20 protein-coding genes are annotated in these 21,806 nt (G+C 37.2%); 5 read left to right on the top strand and 15 right to left on the bottom strand.

The window, feature by feature from the left end:
- Positions 1–615: 615 nt before the first annotated feature.
- Positions 616–2,301, top strand: a complete 1,686-nt coding sequence (locus tag ACP6PK_RS02865) for an NAD(P)H-quinone oxidoreductase subunit 4 (RefSeq protein WP_426557595.1) — start codon at positions 616–618, stop codon at positions 2,299–2,301.
- A gap of 453 nt (positions 2,302–2,754) precedes the next feature.
- Here ACP6PK_RS02865 and ACP6PK_RS02860 read toward each other — a convergent pair whose 3' ends face one another.
- Positions 2,755–3,378 (bottom strand): ShlB/FhaC/HecB family hemolysin secretion/activation protein, encoded by a 624-nt coding sequence (locus ACP6PK_RS02860; RefSeq protein WP_426557593.1) that lies wholly within the window; start codon positions 3,376–3,378, stop codon positions 2,755–2,757.
- 383 nt (positions 3,379–3,761) lie between these two features.
- The gene (gene ftsH, locus ACP6PK_RS02855) at positions 3,762–5,615 is read right to left on the bottom strand and encodes an ATP-dependent zinc metalloprotease FtsH (protein ID WP_426557591.1); all 1,854 of its coding nucleotides are present in this window, start codon (positions 5,613–5,615) and stop codon (positions 3,762–3,764) included.
- A 533-nt stretch (positions 5,616–6,148) separates the two neighbouring features.
- On the opposite strand from ftsH, the gene ACP6PK_RS02850 reads away from it, so the two are divergent.
- The 3 genes from ACP6PK_RS02850 (at position 6,149) to ACP6PK_RS02840 (ending at position 9,062) form a co-directional block, all read left to right on the top strand.
- The gene (locus ACP6PK_RS02850; RefSeq protein ID WP_426557589.1) at positions 6,149–7,045 is read left to right on the top strand and encodes an AraC family transcriptional regulator; all 897 of its coding nucleotides are present in this window, start codon (positions 6,149–6,151) and stop codon (positions 7,043–7,045) included.
- Positions 7,046–7,410: 365 nt separating this feature from the next.
- Entirely contained in the window at positions 7,411–8,307 is an 897-nt protein-coding gene (locus ACP6PK_RS02845; RefSeq protein ID WP_426557587.1) for an AraC family transcriptional regulator, read from the top strand.
- A gap of 89 nt (positions 8,308–8,396) precedes the next feature.
- The gene (locus ACP6PK_RS02840; RefSeq protein WP_168186359.1) at positions 8,397–9,062 is read left to right on the top strand and encodes a LamG domain-containing protein; all 666 of its coding nucleotides are present in this window, start codon (positions 8,397–8,399) and stop codon (positions 9,060–9,062) included.
- A 326-nt stretch (positions 9,063–9,388) separates the two neighbouring features.
- On the opposite strand, the gene ACP6PK_RS02835 is transcribed toward ACP6PK_RS02840, so the two are convergent.
- The 8 genes from ACP6PK_RS02835 to ACP6PK_RS02800 form a co-directional block, all read right to left on the bottom strand.
- Positions 9,389–10,429: a branched-chain amino acid ABC transporter permease gene (locus tag ACP6PK_RS02835; RefSeq protein ID WP_426557585.1), complete on the bottom strand. Its 1,041-nt coding sequence runs from the start codon at positions 10,427–10,429 to the stop codon at positions 9,389–9,391.
- Between the two features lie 858 nt (positions 10,430–11,287).
- On the bottom strand, positions 11,288–12,157 hold the full coding sequence (locus tag ACP6PK_RS02830) for a branched-chain amino acid ABC transporter permease (protein WP_426557583.1): 870 nt from the start codon (positions 12,155–12,157) through the stop codon (positions 11,288–11,290).
- Between the two features lie 544 nt (positions 12,158–12,701).
- Entirely contained in the window at positions 12,702–13,949 is a 1,248-nt protein-coding gene (locus ACP6PK_RS02825) for an ABC transporter substrate-binding protein (protein WP_426557581.1), read from the bottom strand.
- Positions 13,950–14,444: 495 nt separating this feature from the next.
- The gene (locus ACP6PK_RS02820; protein ID WP_426557579.1) at positions 14,445–15,260 is read right to left on the bottom strand and encodes a sensor histidine kinase; all 816 of its coding nucleotides are present in this window, start codon (positions 15,258–15,260) and stop codon (positions 14,445–14,447) included.
- Positions 15,261–15,341: 81 nt separating this feature from the next.
- Complete coding sequence (locus ACP6PK_RS02815; RefSeq protein ID WP_426557577.1) at positions 15,342–16,529, bottom strand: HAMP domain-containing protein; 1,188 nt, start codon at positions 16,527–16,529, stop codon at positions 15,342–15,344.
- A gap of 38 nt (positions 16,530–16,567) precedes the next feature.
- The gene (locus ACP6PK_RS02810) at positions 16,568–16,828 is read right to left on the bottom strand and encodes a hypothetical protein (protein WP_426557575.1); all 261 of its coding nucleotides are present in this window, start codon (positions 16,826–16,828) and stop codon (positions 16,568–16,570) included.
- A 75-nt stretch (positions 16,829–16,903) separates the two neighbouring features.
- Positions 16,904–17,536, bottom strand: a complete 633-nt coding sequence (locus ACP6PK_RS02805; protein WP_426557573.1) for an ABC transporter substrate-binding protein — start codon at positions 17,534–17,536, stop codon at positions 16,904–16,906.
- Positions 17,537–17,581: 45 nt separating this feature from the next.
- Positions 17,582–17,953: an extracellular solute-binding protein gene (locus ACP6PK_RS02800; protein ID WP_426557571.1), complete on the bottom strand. Its 372-nt coding sequence runs from the start codon at positions 17,951–17,953 to the stop codon at positions 17,582–17,584.
- A 666-nt stretch (positions 17,954–18,619) separates the two neighbouring features.
- Here ACP6PK_RS02800 and ACP6PK_RS02795 point away from each other — a divergent pair.
- Positions 18,620–18,928, top strand: a complete 309-nt coding sequence (locus tag ACP6PK_RS02795) for an HNH endonuclease (protein ID WP_426557569.1) — start codon at positions 18,620–18,622, stop codon at positions 18,926–18,928.
- Between the two features lie 59 nt (positions 18,929–18,987).
- Here the strand turns inward: ACP6PK_RS02795 and ACP6PK_RS02790 are convergent, their stop codons facing one another.
- The 5 genes from ACP6PK_RS02790 to ACP6PK_RS02770 all read right to left on the bottom strand — a co-directional run.
- Positions 18,988–19,272 (bottom strand): hypothetical protein, encoded by a 285-nt coding sequence (locus ACP6PK_RS02790; protein WP_426557567.1) that lies wholly within the window; start codon positions 19,270–19,272, stop codon positions 18,988–18,990.
- A 143-nt stretch (positions 19,273–19,415) separates the two neighbouring features.
- Positions 19,416–19,802 (bottom strand): hypothetical protein, encoded by a 387-nt coding sequence (locus ACP6PK_RS02785; RefSeq protein ID WP_426557565.1) that lies wholly within the window; start codon positions 19,800–19,802, stop codon positions 19,416–19,418.
- Between the two features lie 8 nt (positions 19,803–19,810).
- A complete protein-coding gene (locus tag ACP6PK_RS02780; protein ID WP_426557564.1) occupies positions 19,811–20,404 on the bottom strand; it encodes a hypothetical protein in 594 nt (197 codons plus the stop codon).
- A 1-nt stretch (position 20,405) separates the two neighbouring features.
- Complete coding sequence (locus tag ACP6PK_RS02775; protein ID WP_426557563.1) at positions 20,406–20,978, bottom strand: hypothetical protein; 573 nt, start codon at positions 20,976–20,978, stop codon at positions 20,406–20,408.
- An 87-nt stretch (positions 20,979–21,065) separates the two neighbouring features.
- Positions 21,066–21,806: hypothetical protein (locus tag ACP6PK_RS02770; protein ID WP_426557561.1), on the bottom strand; the 741-nt coding region annotated here is incomplete at its 5' end.

The following is a 21,806-nucleotide window of genomic DNA, read 5'->3' as shown; positions in this document are numbered from 1 at the left end:
TTCTCGTAACAAAAATAATTACAATGCACCACCACCAGGAAATGTTTTTGGAGGGTTACTCATCAATTGCCTTTACAAAAACATACACTAATCCGACGGCTCCCCTATCTGTAGGTAGGGCCGTTTCATTCTTGGTTAAGGCTCCAGGGGAGCAGGGGAGAATTTTCCACAAGGGTATCCAGGATTTTCCCCAAATTTATCCCTTAATAATTTTGGTGTGGCAATTGATTTTTCACAAATTCAGTTGATTTGACCAAGATTATGCAGAGAGCTTTTCCCTACCTCCACCCCGAAAAATCTGCCGTTTTTCGTAACTTTTCCCCAAATTCGGGTAATGGTGTCCCCAATTCTCATTCATATCAATTATTTATTTGACTTTGAAACAGCCCTGCCTATCAGTAGGGGCGAATGGCCATTCGCCCCTACTTACTTCTGACTTCGTTAACAAACTGGTATTAGGCCCAACTGAGAAAAAATGATAATCTGAATTATTATAAGTTGAGCTTATCTTGTTATTTAAGATACATATTTATATTTTTCAACAAATATCTTTACAAAGTTTTACACAATTTAGTAATATTAAATAAATAAAGGTAAGTATTTGTTCTCACTGTTATGATGGCAACTCAATTTCCCTGGCTCACCACTATAGTCCTACTGCCCCTTCTGGCAGCCCTACTTATACCGCTCATACCTGATAAAGACGGAAAAACCATGAGATGGTATGCCCTGGGTGTAGGTATCATAGACTTTGCCTTAATGTGCTACGCTTTCTGGAACCACTACAATCCCAGCGACTCCGGTTTTCAACTCGTAGAAAAATATGCTTGGCTCCCTCAAATAGGTTTAAGTTGGGCAGTATCAGTAGACGGTTTATCTATGCCACTGGTACTCTTAGCTGGTCTAGTCACAACACTTTCAATGTTCGCGGCTTGGCAAGTAGACTACAAACCACGTCTTTTTTATTTCCTGATGTTGGTCTTGTACTCTGCCCAGATAGGAGTGTTTGTTGCTCAAGATATAATGTTACTCTTCATTATGTGGGAACTAGAATTGGTTCCTGTCTACCTACTCATCTCAATCTGGGGTGGTAAGAAACGTCGTTACGCTGCAACAAAATTCTTGCTCTACACAGCAGCAGCTTCTATATTTATTCTCGTGGCAGCTTTGGGAATGGCCCTCTACGGTGGTGGCAATATTACCTTTGACATGGTGGAGCTAGGTCTGAAAGATTATTCACTAGCTTTTGAACTTCTAATGTATGCAGGATTACTTATTACTTTTGGAGTTAAGTTAGCTGTTTTCCCTCTACACACATGGCTACCTGATGCTCACGGCGAAGCTTCTGCACCTGTCTCAATGATTCTTGCTGGTGTATTGTTGAAAATGGGTGGATATGGATTAATTCGCCTTAACTTAGAAATGCTCTCTGATGCTCATGTTTACTTTGCTCCCGTCCTGGCAATTCTAGGTGTTGTTAATATCGTTTACGGTGGTTTAAATTCTTTTGGTCAATCTAACATGAAGCGCCGTTTGGCTTACTCTTCTGTTGCTCACATGGGTTTTGTGTTATTAGGTATTGCTTCCTTCACTGACTTGGGAGTAAGTGGCGCTCTACTACAAATGATTTCTCACGGTTTAATTGCTGCGGTATTATTCTTCCTCGCAGGTGTAACTTACGATCGCCTCCACACTTTATCATTAGACGAAATGGGTGGTCTTGGTCAAGTAATGCCAAAAATATTTGCTCTATTTACAGTTAGCGCAATGGCATCCTTAGCTCTTCCTGGAATGAGTGGTTTTGCTAGCGAACTAATGGTATTTGTCGGTGTAACTAGCAGTGATGTTTACAGCTCTACTTTCCGTACTGTGACAGTTTTCTTAGCAGCAGTTGGTCTGATATTGACTCCTATCTATCTACTCTCCATGTTGCGTCAAATGTTCTACAGCACTGGTCAAGCACCAGCTTGTCTCCTCAAAGATACTCCTTATGAAAATGAAATTTTAGATGAGGCAGTTTGCTTCGGTACTAGCTGTGTGTTACCTGCTAAAGCTGTTTATACAGATGCTAAACCAAGAGAAGTGGCGATCGCTGCTTGTTTCTTAGCTTTGATTATCGGAATTGGTTTATATCCTAAGATGGCAACTGGAATGTATGACGCGAAGACAGTTGCGGTAAATACTCAAGTACGTCAATCATACACTTTTGCTAAAGCTAATCCTCAATTGTTTGCTGAACGTCCTTTCTTGCCCAGAATTCCTGAGTCTGAAGTATTATCTGTTTCTGGTGTGTTTAAATAAGATGGCGATCTGGATTTAGTAATTAGGTTTTATCGGAATAATAATTAATAGTAGGGACGTTCCATGGAACGTCCCTACTTTGGTTTACAGCGGTTTTCATTTAAGGAGTCCAGTAGGGTGCGTTAGACGGCTTAAGTTCAGACCATTTTAACTTCCCTGGCGGGAAGTCCCGCGCTCTCCGGTGGGGGAGCGTCATAAAGGAAAGCCAGGGCCAAGATTCGGATACCTCCACAAGCTAAACGTTCATAAGCCGCAAGACATGCTAGGTACATTTTGTTATTGTAAGCGTCATCACAGGGGGAGGACATCACCTCTGTTAAAAAAGCGGTCAGTTTTTGCTGACTGAAGAATCCCGCTTTGTCGCGAATATAGCAACGTCGGGAGTATGTCAAGTGATTCAGCAATCCGTCGTAACGCACCATTTTACCTGCGTTACGCTTTGCTACTAGACTTTCAGTTTGTTCCTAATATTGATGTTTGACTATCTAGCCTAGTTGCAGATAAACCAAAACTTAAGTTTTGCCTTGGCGTTTGCACTATTGGTTGACGAAATGATAATTCGTAAGTATTAGAATTTGATTCAATATCGAGTCTTTCAAAGGGTGATTCTATGACTTCGTTATCTCGATGACGGTAAAATAGTTCGATACGACCATTACTGGAGTTGACAGGAATAGAATAAGATACTGCTATGGTGTCGCTGCCATCGGTATTAGTGTAGAGAGTATTCAAACTGTCCCCCATTCCTGTAATATTCCCATGAGCTACTTCTACTCCTTGCCGAAATGTTCCCACACTTGGCGCTCTGCCGTTATTACTAATAGTTGCTATTTGCCAGGGGTTTGCTGTGATAACTTCCACCTCTAATATATTTGTATCTAGACGGACTCCTGCTGAGAGTTCGGCAGATATTGTTTTTACTAACGAATCTAGTTGTAATAGTTGTAGGGCAGAAAATAGTTTTTCTTGGTTGAGGGGAGCGGTGGTTGCTTTTTTTAACCTACTTTTGATAGACCACAGTAGGGACGTTGCACAGGCAAAAATGCGTTTTCCGTTCCGGAATGCTCCGCTTTCCATGTCGGCGACAGCCGTTAACGGAGTTATGCGCCAGCAAAACATATCGCGCAGCGAAACGTCCCTACAGGGTTTTGGTGACAACTATGTGGTTTATTGACCTGAAAACTGCTGTAACCTAAGTTCAAAAAGCTGATAGCTTAATGCTAATAGCTAGTTAACTTTTTTCTCCCATGGCGATCGCACTTCTTTTAAGAACTCATATTACAGCGGTTTTCATTTTAGTAGACCACAGTAGGGACGTTGCATGCAACGTCCCTACAAGGTTTTGGTTATAGGGATGTAGTTCATCAATTTGAAAACCGCTATAAGTCCTCTTCTATAGATTTGCTATCTTTGCCAATAGTTGGGTTGAGGAACGAAACCCAACCTACATTGACTAATAGCTAATTAACTGTTTTCTCCCATGGCGATCGCACTTCTTTTAAGAACTCATATAAGTCCTCTCCTTCTATCACTTCTTTTTCTAAAATTTGCTGAGAAATATTTTCCAATAAATTACGATTATGATTCAAAATATCTAATGCTTGCTGATGAGCTTTTTCTACAATTTCTTTTACTTCATTATCTATTGCTTCTGCAGTTTTTTCACTCACTAAACGACGGGGATTAACTCCTTCATTACCTAAAAATCCTCCTTGACTACGCCGTTCATAAGCCAAAGGTCCTAACACTTTACTCATACCATAAGTTGTTACCATTTGTTCGGCAAAATCAGTTGCTTTTTGTAAGTCTCCCGAAGCTCCAGTCGTGATATTTCCAAATACAATTTCCTCCGCAGCACGACCTCCTAAAAAAGTAGCAATTTGGCCCCGAATTTCTTCTTCATCTCTTAAAAATCTATCCTCAGTTGGTAACTGCAAAGTATAACCTAAAGCTGCCATTCCTCTTGGCACAATAGAAATTTTTTCCACCTTACCACTACCAGGCATTAATGCACCAACTAAAGCATGACCAACCTCGTGATAAGCTACTATTTTCTTTTCGCGATCGCTCAAAACTCGACTTCTTTTTTCCAAACCAGCAACCACTCTTTCAATAGCTTCAGCAAAGTCTATTTGTGCGACAGTTTCTCGTTTATTTCTGGCAGCTAATAAAGCAGCTTCATTCACAAGATTAGCTAAATCTGCTCCTCCAAAACCAGGAGTTCTGGTTGCTATTTTATGCAAGTCAACATCTTCTCCTAACTTAACTTTTTTGGCATAAATATTTAAAATTGCTTCCCGACCAACTAAGTCTGGACGGTCTACTAATACCTGTCGATCGAATCTTCCCGGACGTAATAAAGCAGCATCTAAAGCTTCAGGTCTGTTAGTCGCTGCTAAGACAATAACTGTTAAATCTCCTGCGCCAAAACCATCCATTTCAGTTAACAGTTGATTCAGAGTTTGTTCTCGTTCGTCGTTTCCGCCACTGTGGAAATTTCCACTGCTTCTAGACTTACCAATTGCGTCTATTTCATCAATAAAAATAATGCAAGGAGCTTTCTTTTTTGCCTGTTGAAATAAGTCACGAACTCTAGCAGCTCCAGTACCAACAAATAGTTCGACAAATTCGGAACCAGAAATACTAAAAAATGCTACTCCTGCTTCTCCAGCGACTGCTTTTGCTAATAAAGTTTTACCAGTTCCAGGAGGTCCGACTAATAACAAACCTTTTGGTATTCTCGCACCAATTTCAGTGAAGCGTTTTGGTGTTTTTAAGAAGTCTACAATTTCAGTTAATTCTGTCTTTGCTTCTTCTACTCCTGCAATATCAGCAAAGGTAATTTTTTCTGATTCTCCTTCTATATAAACTTTAGCTTTACTCTTGCTCATTGACAGGGAACCTTGGGGTCCGCGATTCATAAAAAACTGAAATGCTGCTACTAATATAATGGGTGGAATTACCCAATTTAAAAGAAGAGCAAACCAACGACTTTGAGGGGGTGCGGCTTGAAATACAACTTTATTATTTTCTAAACGTTTAAGTAATTGAGGGTCATTTATTGTAGTAGTGGCAAGTAAAGGTCCGGGTTTATCTTCTTCTCCTTTGAGGCGATATAAAATTTGTTCGTTATCTATTTGCACTCCTACTACTTGTCCGTTTTCTACTTGTTGAATAAATACACTATAAGGAACGCGAGGAGGTTTGCGACGTGGCATGAATGTGTAGACTGCTAATAACAGACCTGCCAAAATTAATAAGGCGCTTCCAATTTGACGGTTACGGGAATTTTTTGGATTCTTTTTAATACTCATGTTTATTGTGGTATAATTTTAACCCATAATTGACAAGAAGTCAGATTATTTCAGATTAATATAATATTATAACATCTACATTTGACTGTGAATAAACGGTTGAAGGGCAGTATTGGACAAAAACCACCATTAATTGTCTATGGGTATTGAGAGGTTTTTTGAGAAGTCATTGATACCCTTAAATCCCCCTTAATAAGCTATGCTTTATAAACATCTTTCTTAACATAAAAATTGACAAAAAATAGAAGTTATGTGTAAGTCTAACGTCGGCTTTTTGCGGAGAAAAGTGTCTAATTCAATACACTATGAGTGAGGAATGTAGACAAGATTCTTACTCCCCACTCTTCCCCCTCCTCCCACCCTCCCCACCCTCCTAGAAGGGTTTCAGGAGTTCCTTATCAGGGATAGCTTAATAAGGGGGACTTTCTGTTTTATTTCCCCCTTTTTTAAAGGCGGGGGTAGGGGATATCTAAATTAAAAATCATCCTTTTCAAACATCCTCTTAATTGTTAATTATTAATTGTTAATTACTTATGACTTTTTCTAAAAAAATACCATACGATGTTGACTTAAGCAATCAAGAACAAGTAGGTGTCTTTGGTATGAAAATTTTACAGCATGGCAATTTATCAGAAGGAATCGATCTACTGCATTATCGCCACTTACCATTTGAATTTCTTGATAATACTTTTCCCATAGATTGTATTACCTGCTATACTAACGTTTCTCCAGATACTAATTATGAAGAACATACAAAAAGAAAAATTCAGAAACAACAATTAAAACAACAAAGTATACATATTGCGCCTGCTGAAATAGAACATACTTTCAACTGCAATCAAACCGTTTCTTATTTATCACTACATTTAGACCCTATCATTCTCAAGCAGAAATTAAATGACATAGTTAAAGGTAATACTGTGGAGTTATTGCCACATTTTTCCTATTCTGATCCCCTCATCTCTAGTATTTTTCAGGCTTTACAACAAGAATTATTAAACCCTGGTTTGTGCGGTCAATTATATATTGATTCGTTATTACAAACTTTCTATATTCATCTACTACGAAATTACTGCGTTCAAAAACCCATCCAAATTTCACCAGGCAACTTCTCCAAAAGTATATTAAATCAAGTTATAGAGTACATTCAAGCTAATTTACACCAAAATTTGACTCTGACTGAATTAGCTGCGATCGCTAAAGTTAGCCCTAACTACTTCGCTACTCAGTTTAAAAAATCTATCGGCATCACACCCCATCAATATGTAATTGGACAACGTGTTGCTAAAGCCAAACAATTATTACTCAAAGGTAAATTAACACTGGCAGAAATTGCTATTAAGGTGGGATTTGCAGATCAAAGCCATTTGACTTATCACTTCAAAAAGGCTATGGGCGTTACCCCAAAAAAATTTTTACTAAAACAGTAAGAATATTCAAAAAACAGTTGAAGACCAGTCTTGGATAATAATATAAAATCCGGTTGAATAGTTGTCACCCCGTGAGGAAGCAATCTCCTAAACCTATGAGATTGCTTCTTTCCACTCCGTTCCACTCGCAATGACTTGGGTATAGTAATTATCCAGATTTTATATAACCACTATTAATTGCTTGTGGATACTTACCAATGGATAATTATTATTATGTTCGGCTAAATAGTTACTATAACTAAAGCTCGTAGTAGGGCTTTAGCCCCAACTGTAGATAGGGCTAGCAGCTCTACTACAAACCATGCTCTTCTTTTCAAGGAGAGGTAATTCTAAATACTAAATACTAAATACTAAATTCTTGAATTATGACTTTTTCTAAAAAAATACCATACGATGTTGACTTAAGCAATCAAGAAGAAATGAGTGTCTTTGGTGTAAAAATTTTACAGCAGGGCAATTTATCAGAAGGAATATACTTACGGCATTATTACCACTTACCATTTGAAATGTTGCATAATGCTTTTCGCATACACAGCGTCAACATTGTTACTAATGTCTCTCCAGATATTGATTATGAAGACAATACAGAAGGAAAAAGCCAGAAACGACAATTAAAAAAACAAAGTATAACGTTCGTGCCTGCTGACACACCATATTATGCTAACTGGAATCAAAGCATTTCCTATATGGGATTAACTTTTGATCCTATCATTCTCAAGCAGAAATTAAATGACATAGTTAAAGGTGATACTGTCGAGTTATTGCCACATTTTTCCTATTCCGACCCCCTCATCTCTAGTATTTTTCAGGCTTTACAACAAGAATTATTAAACCCTGGTTTGTGCGGTCAATTATATATTGATTCGTTATTACAAACTTTCTATATTCATCTACTACGAAATTACTGCGTTCAAAAACCCATCCAAATTTCACCAGGCAACTTTTCCAAAAGTATATTAAATCAAGTTATCGACTACATCCAAGCTAATTTACACCAAGATTTGACTCTGACTGAATTAGCTGCGATCGCCAAATTTAGCCCTAACTACTTTGCTACTCAGTTTAAAAAATATATCGGCATCACACCCCATCAATATGTAATTGGACAACGTGTTGCTAAGGCCAAAAAATTATTACTTAAAGGTAAATTAACACTGGCAGAAATTGCTATTAAGGTTGGATTTGCAGATCAAAGTCATTTGATTCGTCACTTTAGAAAGGCGATGGGCGTTACCCCAAAAAAATTTTTGCTAAAACAGTAAGAATGTTCAACAAATCGTATAAATCTACAAGATTTTGGGGCTGTACAGAACTTATATTGATCAATGTAAAACAATTATTGGAGAAATTTATGTCTAATAATCCTGTAGAGCATTGGATTAAAATAGGTGATAATGACACTCCACAAGTTTTACTATGTAATCCTGAGAGAACAAATAGTAACGGTTTTGGTGGTAGAGGTGGTTTACTAGAAATCCATGGTGTGATTAGCAATGGTAAACCTGCATTTTATTACTATTACGAGAATGGAGATAGAACATACAGATTTTCGAGAAATAAGGCGCTAGAAGTAGGTGTTTGGTATTATTTTGTCATTAAGGAAACTGGTGGTACGGCACAATTGTACGTCGATGGAATTCTCGAAGACGAGCAAGATATTTCATCTTCTGGCAGTCTAACTGCTCCTATAGCTCAAATTGTTCAACTAGGTCAAGATAGAAGTTACTTTGATGGAGAAATTGATCGGCTTCGCATCTGGAAGACCGTTCTTACTCAAGAGCAGATTCAAGGAAATCTTCTCCCGGTTTTCGATGGCACTGAAAGCCAATTAGTCAGCTATTGGGACTTCGATGAAGATAGCAGCACCACAGCAATAGATTTAAGCAGGAACGATAATGATGCATTCTTAATCAGAATGGTAGCGCAGCCGGTTTTTGCCTGGGTAGGGAGTTGGCTGTTTTGGTTGACAAACCTGCTATTAGTCCCGATGATTTCTTCATCCGATAGACATAATTAGGGTTTGCTGAAAAAGTCTTATGGGTGAGGAGAGGAGACAGGAGACAGGAGACAGGAGACAGGATAAATGGGAAATTTAGAGGAGTTAGTCGAATATTTGATCCCTCAATTTTTCTGCAATTATTCTCTTCAAAATCCTAACTTTCTGGTTGCTCAAGCTGAAAAAGCCAGACTTTTTTGAGCGAAAAAAGCCTACAGCCTTTATATGTTAATGCTTTTAGATTTAATCAGCAAGCCCTAATTAGTTTAATAATCTCAAGTATGCTGAAAATTGTGTCATTGCTGAATAAGTGTGACACTCCTTTCCACTATAGTCATAGCAAGAATTTAACTTCTGAGTTCTGAGTTCTGAGTTCTGACTTTAGCTATATGTTGTTTCCCTACTACTTTTTCCAACAAACCGCCTCGAAACCCTAAAATCAGAACTACCAAAAGTAAACCTAATAATAAATTCCATAAATCTATTTGCTGTTGCGCGAGTTGTGGGGAAAACATCGGCAACGTTGCCAACCACTGCCAAATATTTCGTTGATAAGACTGCACCCAATGTTCCAATAATAGGAAAACAGTAGCTCCCACTATCGGACCAGCAAATCTAGAAGCACCGCCCAAAATTGTCATTAATACAGGAATAGCGCTAAAACTCCAGTGAGCAATTTCGGGATTTGCTACTCGTTGAAATGGCGACCAGAATGCACCAGCTAATCCAGCGATACCGCCTGCGAGGGCAAATGCCATCCACCGCAGACGGCGAATATCTACTCCCACAAATTCTAAACGCACTGGGTTTTCTCGACTAGCTTGCAAAATTTCCCCAAAGGGACTATGGGTGATGCGCCAGAGGATGTAGGTGGCGATCGCTACTATTATGAGTGTTAGGTAATAATAATTGGCAAATCCAAATATTTTGATGGGTAAACCGGGAATGCCTAACTCTGTTACTAGGACTCCGGTGATACCGTCACTGCCTCCTGTGACTTCTCGCCATTGGAAGAGGATGGTATAAACCATCATTCCGAAGGCAAGGGTTAACATGGCGAAGTAAATTTTGTCTACTCGTACACTGAAATAACCAATAATTATGGCGACTAAAAATGCAGCAACAACTGCAATGGGTATGGCTAAAATTATCGGTACAGATGCTTTGATTAAATATGCAGAAACATAAGCTCCTGTGGCAAAGTAAGCAGCATGACCAAAACTTAATAATCCCCCATAACCAAACAGAAGATTAAAGCTGAGGGCAAACAAAGCCATTAATAATATTTCTGTTAGTAAAACGAGGTTGAATGGTGATAGAAATAGTGGCATTAATAAGAGAAATATTATTGTTAGGAATGGTATAATTAGTTTCAGGCGATCGCTCATTTTTTTCTGTTATAAAGTAAGAATTAGGTAAGTCTAATTATAGCGGTTGTCACTCATGTTGACTTGCATTACTTCTTCCTTCTTACTTCTTAGTTTAAACCCAAATATCTGTACTCTAAAAAACATGAAAACTGCTATAAATGTTAAAAAAAATGTAGGGGCGGGTTTAGCCGAAAGTCTTGGTAAATTAGCGATATAGTTCTAAAAACCCGCCCTATACTCGTTGTGTTTATTTATGCTCACCTACTTCAGTGCTGATGATAAGTTATATCATGTTCGTTCATTAATTGATAATTGATAATGGATAATGGATAATTACCTCTGGTTAAAACCGTTCTTGATTGAATATAAGGAAATATTATTTCTTTTTTTCCCCTTGAAAGGGGAGGCTAATAATTATTAATTATTTAATTAATAATTAATAATTATTAATTATTCGGTAAAACACTTATAATAGCGCTCGTAGTGGACCGACACATCTAAAATGGTACGTTACAACAGATTGTTAAATAGCTTTCATAGTCTAGGTTGTAGCTGTCTAACGCACCCTACTGGACTGACACAGCTAAAGTCCTACTACGAGCAGTTATATATCATACTAATTTTTTTTCCAACCAACTGCTTCGCGACTAATTAATTAAGTAGGTGAGCATAAATAAACGAAATTTCTATTATTATATGGTGGGTTTTGAGGGCGGGTTTTTAAGAATAAATTGCTAATTTATCGAGGCTTTTGGTTAAACCAGCCCCTACAATTTTTTAACGTTTAATTATAACTATCTACTTATCTTTTCCCTTATGGATTTAATAGCCTACCCACTTTTTTCTTCTTCCTTCTTCCTTCTTCCTTGTATAATATTAACGTTGAATTTTACCAAACAATCCTTGAGGACGAAATAATAATGTAATTGCCATCAAAATAAATGGAAAAGCTACTTGCGCTCTCGGTGCAATTAAAATGCCAAAAGAATTAACTAAACCTAACAATAATGCCCCTACTAATGCACCTGGCAAACTCCCCAAACCACCGATAACAGTAATAATAAAACTTTCAATAATTACATTATCTGCCATTGCCGGGTTGAGGGTGCGTAAGGGAGCAACTAATACCCCGGCAACACCACCCAACCAAGCTCCCAACATGAAAACCCTGGTAAATAATTGCGGTACATTAATTCCTAAAGCTCCTGCCATAACTCTGTCTTGGGCAACAGCTCGCATGATTTTACCAAGGCGGGTTTTGCTCAAAAATAACCATAAACTAATTCCCACTAAAGGCGCGAGAATAATGATTAAGAGGTTGTATGCAGGATAGGGGCGGTCAAAAATTTGCACTGTTCCCGCAAATAACTCAGGAGTCGGGGTTGTTAAGGGGGCGCTTCCCCAGACTAAACGCACTAAGTCATTGATTAAAAGTACGAATGCAAATGTGAGCAATAGTTGAAAGCTGACATCTTGATGATAGATGCGCCTGACAAAAATAGATTCAATTATCGCCCCAATAATTGCAACTGCCATGGGAGCAAAAATTAGGGCGATCCAAAAATTTAACCCGTGGGTAACGAGGGAAAATGTTAGGTAAGCTCCCAACATATATAGACTACCGTGGGCAAAGTTTAATATTCCCATGACTCCGAAGATTAAAGTTAGTCCAGCGGAGATGAGAAAGAGTAACATTCCGTTAGTGAGACCGTTAAGGCAAAATATGATGAAAGTAGAAATTGTCATACTGTTTTACGGAGGTCAAAAGTCAAAAGTAAATATTACAGCATATTTCGGACAAATGATGTATAAGGCGTGAATAGTAAAACTTTTGTGGTGCGGGCATCTTGCCCGCTGCAGTAACCTGTAGTAGACCGACACATATTCAATGGTGCGTTACGACGGATTGTTAAATAACGTTCACAGCAAGTGATTTGAGCCGTCTAACGCACCCTACTGGACTTACGGATAACTATTGAAAAATAGTATAAGAGCTAATTTATCAAAGAAATCTAAATAAATATTATGTTGTCATTGCGAGGCGGTAATAAAACAAGTTAACCTTCACGAAAAACCATTAACTCAGCCGACGCAATCTCGCAGTCAGCCAAAGATTGCCACGGGGGGTAATAATTCGATATACCTAAATAGTTTTCTGATCTCCCCCCTCGCAATGACAGTAATGGGCAGTAGCAGTTGTGTTAAGATTTACTTGATGAATCAGTTCTAAGTCTAAAAGCGCAAATTTTTCAGCCAAGAGCATCTGACTTTTGACTTTCGTAAAACAATATCATAACTGGCAACTCGTAGCATTTGCTGATCTGGTGACAGAATTTCCAAGTGCAATTTGAATGGGGTCGAGAATAGGAAATGGATAATCTACACTCTTAGCAGTTTTGCCCCAGGTGACATCGACAATAGCTTGATGATCTGCTCCTCGGATGGTGACTTTTCCCATTGGAGCTTCGTATTCCCTACCCTCCAATGCTTGGATAACTGCTTCAGTATTGGTAGTTTTGGCATCATTAGCTGCTGCTGCCAGTAGATGTAAACCAACATAGGCATTTTGGGCGTTGTAACTGGGGTAGCTGTTGTAGCGATCGCGAAATTTCTGGACAAAGTTACGATTAATTTCTGTATCTGGAGTTTGCCACCAGTAACGGGTACCTACCCACTGACTAATAGGCATTTCTGCTCCCAATGCGGTTAATACTTCCATTGCTGCTCCTAATTCCATATATACTGGGAATTTGGCAAACAAACCAAATTTATTTGCCTGTCTGACAAAGTTGACTAAATCATTTCCCCAAAGACTACACCATATTGCATCTGCATTTGATTCAGTTAGGGTGGTAATAAAGCTGTTGTAGTCTTCTGCGCCTAGTGTGGGAAAGGCGGTTTTGTCTAAAAATTTAATATCTGGTTGACGTTGCTGCACTGCTTTTTGGAAAAAATCCCAACTTTGATGACCGAAAGCGTAGTCAGGTCCGATGGTTGTCCATTTCAGATATGGTGCTTTGGTTCCGATGTCTGCTCCAGCGGTGGCGTTTTGCGCACCGTTGACGCTGCACCGGAAAATGTATTTATTGCATAATTCTCCAGTAATTTTGGGGGTTGCTGCATGAGTCACCATTAACACTCGCCCTAATTCTGGTAGGGTGGGCACGAGAGCTTCAGCGTTACCGGAGCTGTCGATACCAATAAGAAAGTCTACATTTTCTTCTAATACTAATCTGCGGGCGGTTTGTACTGGGTCGCCTTCGTGTTCAAATATGACTTCTACGGTGCGACCATTGATGCCACCGTTAGTATTGATTTCTGTTAGGGCGAGGTTAATGCCATCTCTAGCAAATTCGCCGTAAGTGGCAAAACCTCCCGTAAGGAGATACATTGCACCAATTTTTACGGGTTGGTTGTTGTCAGTTGTGTTGTTAGAAGGGGTTGTGCAAGCTGCTAGTATTCCTACTCCTGCCCAACCCAGATTTTTCAGAAATTTCCGCCGTGGATAGCGGGGATAAAGTGGGTTAAATTTTAACATTTGATATGATTAATTATATTTTATAGTATTTATCAAGTTACTTAGGTACACTTGTTTTTCTGTTTTCTAAATCCTCAAACTTTGTACCTTATACCAATTCACTTTAGAAATGTCACAAATAGTTTGAAACTATACAAACTATATATGTGAAATAATTTCCTTCATTAATGGATAATGGATAATTACCTCTTCCTAAAAGGGAGAGGATTGACCAATAAGGAAAAAAAATTATTTTTTCCCCTTGAAAGGGGAGACTTTTAAGCTAAATGATTTAATTAATAATTAATAATTAATAATTATTAATTATTCGGTAAATTACTGTAACATCAAAGTTTTGCAGCCCAAAAAATCTTACTTTTAACTTTTGTAGGGGCGAATGGCCATTCGCCCTACTTCCGTGAAACGGTATTACCAGTATGAAATAATTTTATTTTAATTAGATTTTTTTAGTATTAGTTAAAATATTAATATTTTTTGATAAAAATTAACTCTTATTCATGGATTATAACCATAAATAACGGGCAATTCAATCACAAATTCTGTACCCTGACCAACTACAGAATTACAGTAAAAATTTCCCCCATGCTTTTCAACTATAATTTGATAACTGAGGGATAACCCTAAACCCGTACCTTTTCCTACAGGTTTAGTTGTATAAAAAGGATCAAATATTCTCTTTTTTATTTCTTCTGGTATTCCTAGTGCATTATCAATAATATGGATAGATATATAGTTTTTATTGATAGCTTCTGTCTGAATTTTTATCATTGGTTTAGTATAACAAAATTTAGATTTCAATTTTTCCCATGACATTTCTAAAGCATCAATACCATTAGCCAAAATATTCATAAAAACTTGATTAATTTGACTTGCTAAACATTCGACTAATGGCAAATTACCATATTCTTTAATTATCTGAATTTCTGGATATCTTGGTTGAGGTTTAAGGCGATGTTGCAAAATTAGTAGGGTACTATCTATACCTTCGTGAATATTAACTTGTTTCTGTTTAGATTCATCGTGACGGGAAAAGTTGCGTAAGGATAAAACTATTTCTTGAATTCTTCTAGCACCTTCTTCCATAGAATTCAGCAAAATAGGAAAATCTTCTCTGATAAAATCTAGCTCTATTATACTTTGGCTATCTCTAATTTCAACTGCCGGATCTGGATAATATTGCTGATAAAGGTTGAGTAAATCTAATAAATCTTCTGCATAACTTCTGGCAGGTGCAATATTACCATAGATAAAGCTAATAGCATTATTAATTTCATGGGCAACCCCAGCAACTAACTGACTTAAACCCACCATTTTTTCACTCTTAATTAATTGAGCTTGAGTTTCTTTTAATTTTTTAAGTGTTTCTTCTAGAGAAGAATTTTTTTCGATTAATTATTGAGTTCTTTCATCAACTTTGACTTCTAAAACATGACTGTAATTAGATAGATGCTGATATGAGTTTTCTAACTGTTTAATCATTTCATTAAAAGTCTGAGCAAGTAAACCAATTTCGTTTTTAGTTAATACTGGGACTTTTTGAGTTAGATCCCCCTTACTTACTAACTTAGCTGTATGAGCGATCGCTAAAATTGGTCGTACAATTTGACGACCTAATAACAACATCGCCATTGCCATTACTAAAGCTAATGTCAAACCAATTAGTAAAATTGAACTAGCAAGATGACGAGCAGGTGCAAATGCTTCTGTTTGCTCTATTTCTGCTAATAATGCTAAGTCTTGATATTCCAGCCACCGATAAACACCAATGACTGGCACACCCTTATAATTCTGATACAACCCTTTGCCATTCTTGCCATTCATAGCAGCATTAATACCTTGACTTTCAATACCATCAGGAAATTCTTCTGAACCAAATTTTGTGGCTGAAACAAATACATTTCTCCTCGACAAACTACTACCAATATTTCCTACTAAATAAGTTTCGGCTGTTTCTCCTAAACCTGCTTGCTCGCGAATAATAGTATCCATTCTGTCTAAGTTAAGATGTGTAGCAAACATTCCTAATTTATTACCATTTTCACTGAGAATAGGGATAGCAAAGGTAATCATAGGTTTACCTGTTTCAGCAGAGCGGTAAAAGTTGGAAATTAAATTATCTGTAGGAGATTTTGTTACTTCGCTATATTGAACTAGGGGTTGATATTTACCTATTTTATCGGAATTACTGGAAACTAAAATTCTACTACTTCTGCTCAAAATAAAAATTTCTTGTAAGCTGTCAATATTAGTAGTAAAAGATGTTAACGAAGTCTTTAGTGAAGCTTGAGATGATTCATATTCTGGGGTAGATTTTTTGCTTGTTAGTAAGATGTTTGCTTGGTTATTAACTTCTGGTAACTCAGCTAGCGCTAAGATATTTTTGCGTTGATATAATACCCAAAAATTAAGTTGATTTTCTTTAATTTTAACAGCAAATTTAAGGCGCTCAAATACTGATTCTTTTAAAGATGCTCTTGCTTGACTAAAAGTCGTATATCCGACAATTGATATGGTCAATAGGGACAAGACTAAAAAAGAACCAACAATTTGAATTAGGAGGCTTTTTTTCCAAAAGTACATGATTTAATTTCCTTATTTTTGACTTTGCTACATTATATTTAATTCTGAGTTTTCCACTGAGAAAATATTTCTTTAATCCGGTTAATAGCTTGGTCTGTTGCTGCAGTTGGTGATAAGCCTTCAATTAACACTTCTCCCATCGCTTTACCCCAAATATTTTCTGAATCTACCTGAGAATAAGCAGGGTTGATCGAATTCTTAAATAAACGAGTTTGATGTTCAGTAAATTGTTGAGATGCCACAGAAATATGCGGGTCTTTTGTATTACTCCAAAAGGGGTCTTTCCATAGTTGAGGCATAATCGGAAAATAGCGACCTTTTGCACCTTTAATGTAAGCTCCTAAATTCTCTAGTTGTACTAAGTATGATAAAAATTATTTCGCTAGTTCAGGATTAGGAGAAGATGTAAAAATTACAGGTTGTTTTACAGATACTAAATATCTCGGTTCTCTGCCATTAGGATTATTGGGAAACTGTATAGTTCTCATTTGATTCAAATAAATCTCTTCATCTTCTTGTTGAGAAGCAGGAATCGACATACTTGGATTAATTGTCATTAAAGTATTGTGATTGAGGAAATTAGTATTATTATCATAATTCAGCCAATCAACTGCATTAGGTGGCACATACCCATTTTTATACAAGTTGGTATACCAGTCTAAAATCTCAATTATTTTTTCTCTTACTGCTGGTTTATTTACTTGTAATTTGCCTTGTTTATCTAATATTTGTAAATTGTTAGCTTCCAAAATTTGTTCAAATATAAAGTAAGTATCTGAACCATAAATAGACATAGGTAAACCCAAGGAATAAATATTATTGTTACTCTGTTGAGTTAAAACTTTTTGCGCCTTTTGCCAAAACTGCCAAAATTCATCCCAATTTTGAGGTATTTCCTCACCCAGACCTGCTTCACAAATTAAATCAAGCCAGTAGTGAATATGGATACTTTGCTGCATTATTGGTACAGCATAATTAGAAAATTTAGACTCAATATTGTTGTACAAATAAGCAGACTTCAGCGCAGTATTATCGTATAAATTTTTTACAGGTTAAATTACATCTGAAACATCTGCTAATTTGCCCTCCCACGCCCATTGAGGAATCAAAGTAAATTCTGCTCTTTCAGAAAAGAGAATATCAGGTGGTTTACCTGCGGCCAAAGCATCAATACCTGCTTGTAAAATATCATCCTCACTCAAAAACAAAAGTTCAACTTTGTTGTCTGTTTTTTCTAGCCACTCAGCAACTACTTTTTTGAGAGCTTCTTCTTGCTCTGGATAGTATCCCCGATTCCACCAAATTGTTAAGACTTTCTCTGATTGAGTTTCTAGCAGAGAATTTTTAGGTTGACTTCCGCTACAAGTAACTAATATTAAACTGACTATAAATAACAAAATTAAGCTGAGTAATTTATGTCTCATAATTATCTAATCCGGCAGTTATGATAAACTTTTGTCAGTTCTATACAGCTATATTAACTGTTAGTTTTCAGCCTTGAGTTTTCAGCTTTTTATAACTGACTTTACTGAACGCTGACCGCTTTTTAATAATAACATGAGAGGTAGTTAATATCCTAATTTAGTTATTTGGTTATTAATTTTTGATAACTCGGCAATATATTATCAGGAGTGAAGTACAACGTTCTAGGTTTTAGGGAATACCTTGACTGGAAAGAGGCAATAGAAGCTCCAAGAAACCCTATAGCTAAGATATTTTTATGATGACTTTTAGCCATTTGTCTAAAAAAAAATATATTGTCATTTGAATGAATTGACAGAAGGGGACTGTGGTATGACTAAAGCATTATCAAGGGGATTCAATTCCAACCAATTATGGACACTGCTGATGATGGTGGGATTTTCCAGACTATTACTCCACCCAACATCTTCGGCTCGTAGCGACGATAATTTTTGAGTTGTTTAAAATATAAAAGTATTTCTCAGATAATATTTTTCATGTTTCGGTTGCTACAACAAATAGTTATGAGTTGTTAGCAATTTTGTGGAAAGCGATCGGAAAAATTGGGAGAAATATTCCGAAAAGTGACAATACAGGAATGTTAAATACAATAGAGAAGAATTTAAAATATGCAATGTGAACTATGTGCAAGGGAGATGAAACGTTTAAGCGTTCATCACTTAATTCCTAGACAACAGACCAAACGCAAGAAAGCTGAACCTGGTCTAACTATTGATATATGTTCAGCTTGTCATCGGCAAATCCATGCTTTATTTGACAATAAGCGTTTAGCCCAAGAATTGAATACGATAGAAAAGCTCAAGCATGAACCACAAATGCAAAAATTTCTGTTATGGGTTAGCAAGCAAACCCCAGATAGAATCCCCACAGCTTTTATTTGCTCCAGGTATACCCACAGTCACCACAACTGTATATAGACTTGTGGATTGAAATATTGTCACTGTTGCACCAGGGGCATCTGGTGGATACAAAAAGCCTAAAAATTAGTATCATCAACTTTGCTTTCTTCCAGATTATGGTACTCAAGCTTTTGCCTTAAAAAATTTTCAATCCCTCTGATTTTCCCCATCTGACGTTTTTGCTCTCTTAGCAACCTCAAATCTTTCTCCCTTAGACTCTTGGCTGCATTGTTAATGTCTGTTGTGTTATGGTCGATTTTGTTTTCTATCTTGCCAATATATCGGAATACGGTCCAGCTCCCAAAGGCAACACTCACAAATGTTCCCAGCATTCCAAATGTTACAACTGTTTCAGGAGTCATGCTCGCTAATTTTTAATTGCTAGAATTAATTTTTTTTCCATGTATATTCTAGCTTTTTTCTTCTGAGTTTTTTTCACAAAAAAAATTTCTGATCTCATTTATTTTTTTGTGCTAACCATCTAGTTTTAAAAATTGTAAGTTTATTAAGGTGGAGCTTCTTCTAAATACTGCTCAATCCTAACTGAAATATCAGGAAAATAATAAGGAACTTCAAATTCTAAATGACACACAGGGGATAAAGATATTTCTGGAAAACGCAAAATTTGCCACTCATCAAGATAGACTTTATGAGTAGCAATGCGAGAAGGCACATTTTCCTCAATAGTCCCTACTTGAAGGCAAAGCAGACCCGCATATACCCACGTCCACTTGCCATTAGTAGTGACAAACAACCTAAAAAAATCTGATAAAAAAGGAACCGGTACCAAGAAATTAGGAATAGAAGTTTGTAAATTAGGACTATAGTCTGTAAGCAATCTTGATTCATCTAGAATCAAAACCCAATTTGATTCATTTGATAAATCTACCATTTTTATCTTTAACCTGAGATAGATTCTATTACTTCATTTTTTCCTACTATTAACGAAGCGCTACCGCCGTTAGCTATTTTACTCCGTAATTCACCACCCATCCCAAATTGCAAAAGAAAGTACTCATAAACATCTTCAAAGCTTGGTGATGTCGCCGTAGGATTGAAACCAAATGGCATTAATCTATGAGACTGTCCGTCGGTATCTTTAGCCCACTTTTTCAGCCAAGTTGAACCCCATTCAGTAGTTTTGCGATCTGGTGTTCCTCCAGTGACTATTAAAACTTTAGGATATTTACCGGTATTATATTTACTTGGTACTTTTGCTGCTGTTCCTATATCAGCACCAAGTTCTTTACAGCCTATCTTACCCAATGCTGCTGCATTAGTTCCACCGCAAATAAGCTGTAAAGTTTCTTGTCTATCACTAACCATATAATAAGTATCTCCTGGGTCAAAGAATGCTGGTACAAGAAAATCTATCATGGTACCCTGGGATTTGTAAGGAGTAGCATCCGGTGAAGTTCTCCTGGCTTCCAGCGCTTGAATTTTTCTTTCCTCTTGAGCAATTTTTTGCTCATACCAGGTTGAGTCTTTTCTCATGTTATTTTAATTCCCGCTTCTCAATAGTTGTACCTCCTGGACCCACAAGGTAGAGGTCAAGAGGTTTGTTCTGAATATTTGCAGGGAGAGCATTCCAAAGAATATTAATAGCTCTAAAATCATCACCCCCTATTGGTAGCTCACGGTGGGATTGACCGTCAACCTCTCGCGTGTAATCTAGTGTTCTTGTTCCCCAAGGTGTTAGTTTTGCAGTAGCTTTATTTGCCTTAAAAACTGCACGGATTCTACAGTAATTATCAGAGTAGCCTCTTTGCCGAACTTCTGACTTTCCTGCTGGGAGGGCTAAAACCCCGCCAATTTTATCTAATGCTGGTTGGTCAGTTCCTCCCAAAAGAGCTGTCAAGCTTGATGTTGGAACTGATACTTGAATATAAAGCTCTGAGTCTTTGATAGACGGGACATAATACGTCGTTTGAGCGCCTTTACCTACATAATCTGTAGTTTCCCTTTGAGTTATCCTTTCGGCTAGCGCCTGTTGCTTATAAGCTTCTTTACGTTCAGCTACTGCTAACTGTCGCTTCAGCCGAACTAATTTAGTTGATAATCTAGCCATATTTCATCATGGTCTATACATACCTTAGTTATAGCCCAAGAATTGCTAGGTTTTACGGTACTAAGCTGCACCTTAGAGCAAAAAATATTAAAAATTTACAAAGTGAGGTAAGGTTTCTCCTTTTGTATTAACCAAAGCAATTGGTCTAGGCCATTTGTTGAGATAGATTGATGCGTATTGAAATCTTACCTCCGCAATTGGTCGTTTACGAGGTTCATCAATTTCTTCGCCTAATACAGTAATTTTTCTGGGGATTGTTGGGTAAGCTGTAGCTTCATCTTCAGTTAAATTACTTTTGAATCTTGTAGCTATATAAGTATTGTTTTGAATTGCTAAAATTTTATTTATAATTTCTAAAGCTACTGCCTTACCTCTGCATAATAATTGAAGTTGATAACCTTGTTCCCAGTGGTGGTAAACATACATTTCTTTCCCCTTTTTCCATACATAGCCACCACCATCAAAAAATAAAGTTTTAATTTTCTTGGCTAGTTGATTTAAGTCAGCCTTGGTTATTTTAGGCAGCGGTGATTCAGGGTTGTCGGTTTTATCCATTATCCGAAAACCTATTTTCCCTTGTACAGGCGAATATCCGGGCTCAACATCTGCCATATCTTCTAGGAAATACATAAATACTCTCGGCTGGCTCCGTCTCATTACCCAATCTGGTGAAATGTGAGGCATATTATTTTCCACAGTTTCCACTACCCGCATCCTACCTAGCAACTGTTCCCTTAATTCTGTATAAGTACCTGCCAAGATTTCTGAGCTGTTCTCAACCGTCCTATCCTTCCAAAAACGGATAATCATATATCCCTTCTCTCTAGC

Origin of the sequence: Dapis hubbardiae BLCC-M172 (genome assembly GCF_050016015.1) — a bacterium.
GTDB lineage: Bacteria > Cyanobacteriota > Cyanobacteriia > Cyanobacteriales > Microcoleaceae > Trichodesmium.
This window is presented reverse-complemented; position numbering and strand designations above follow the sequence as displayed.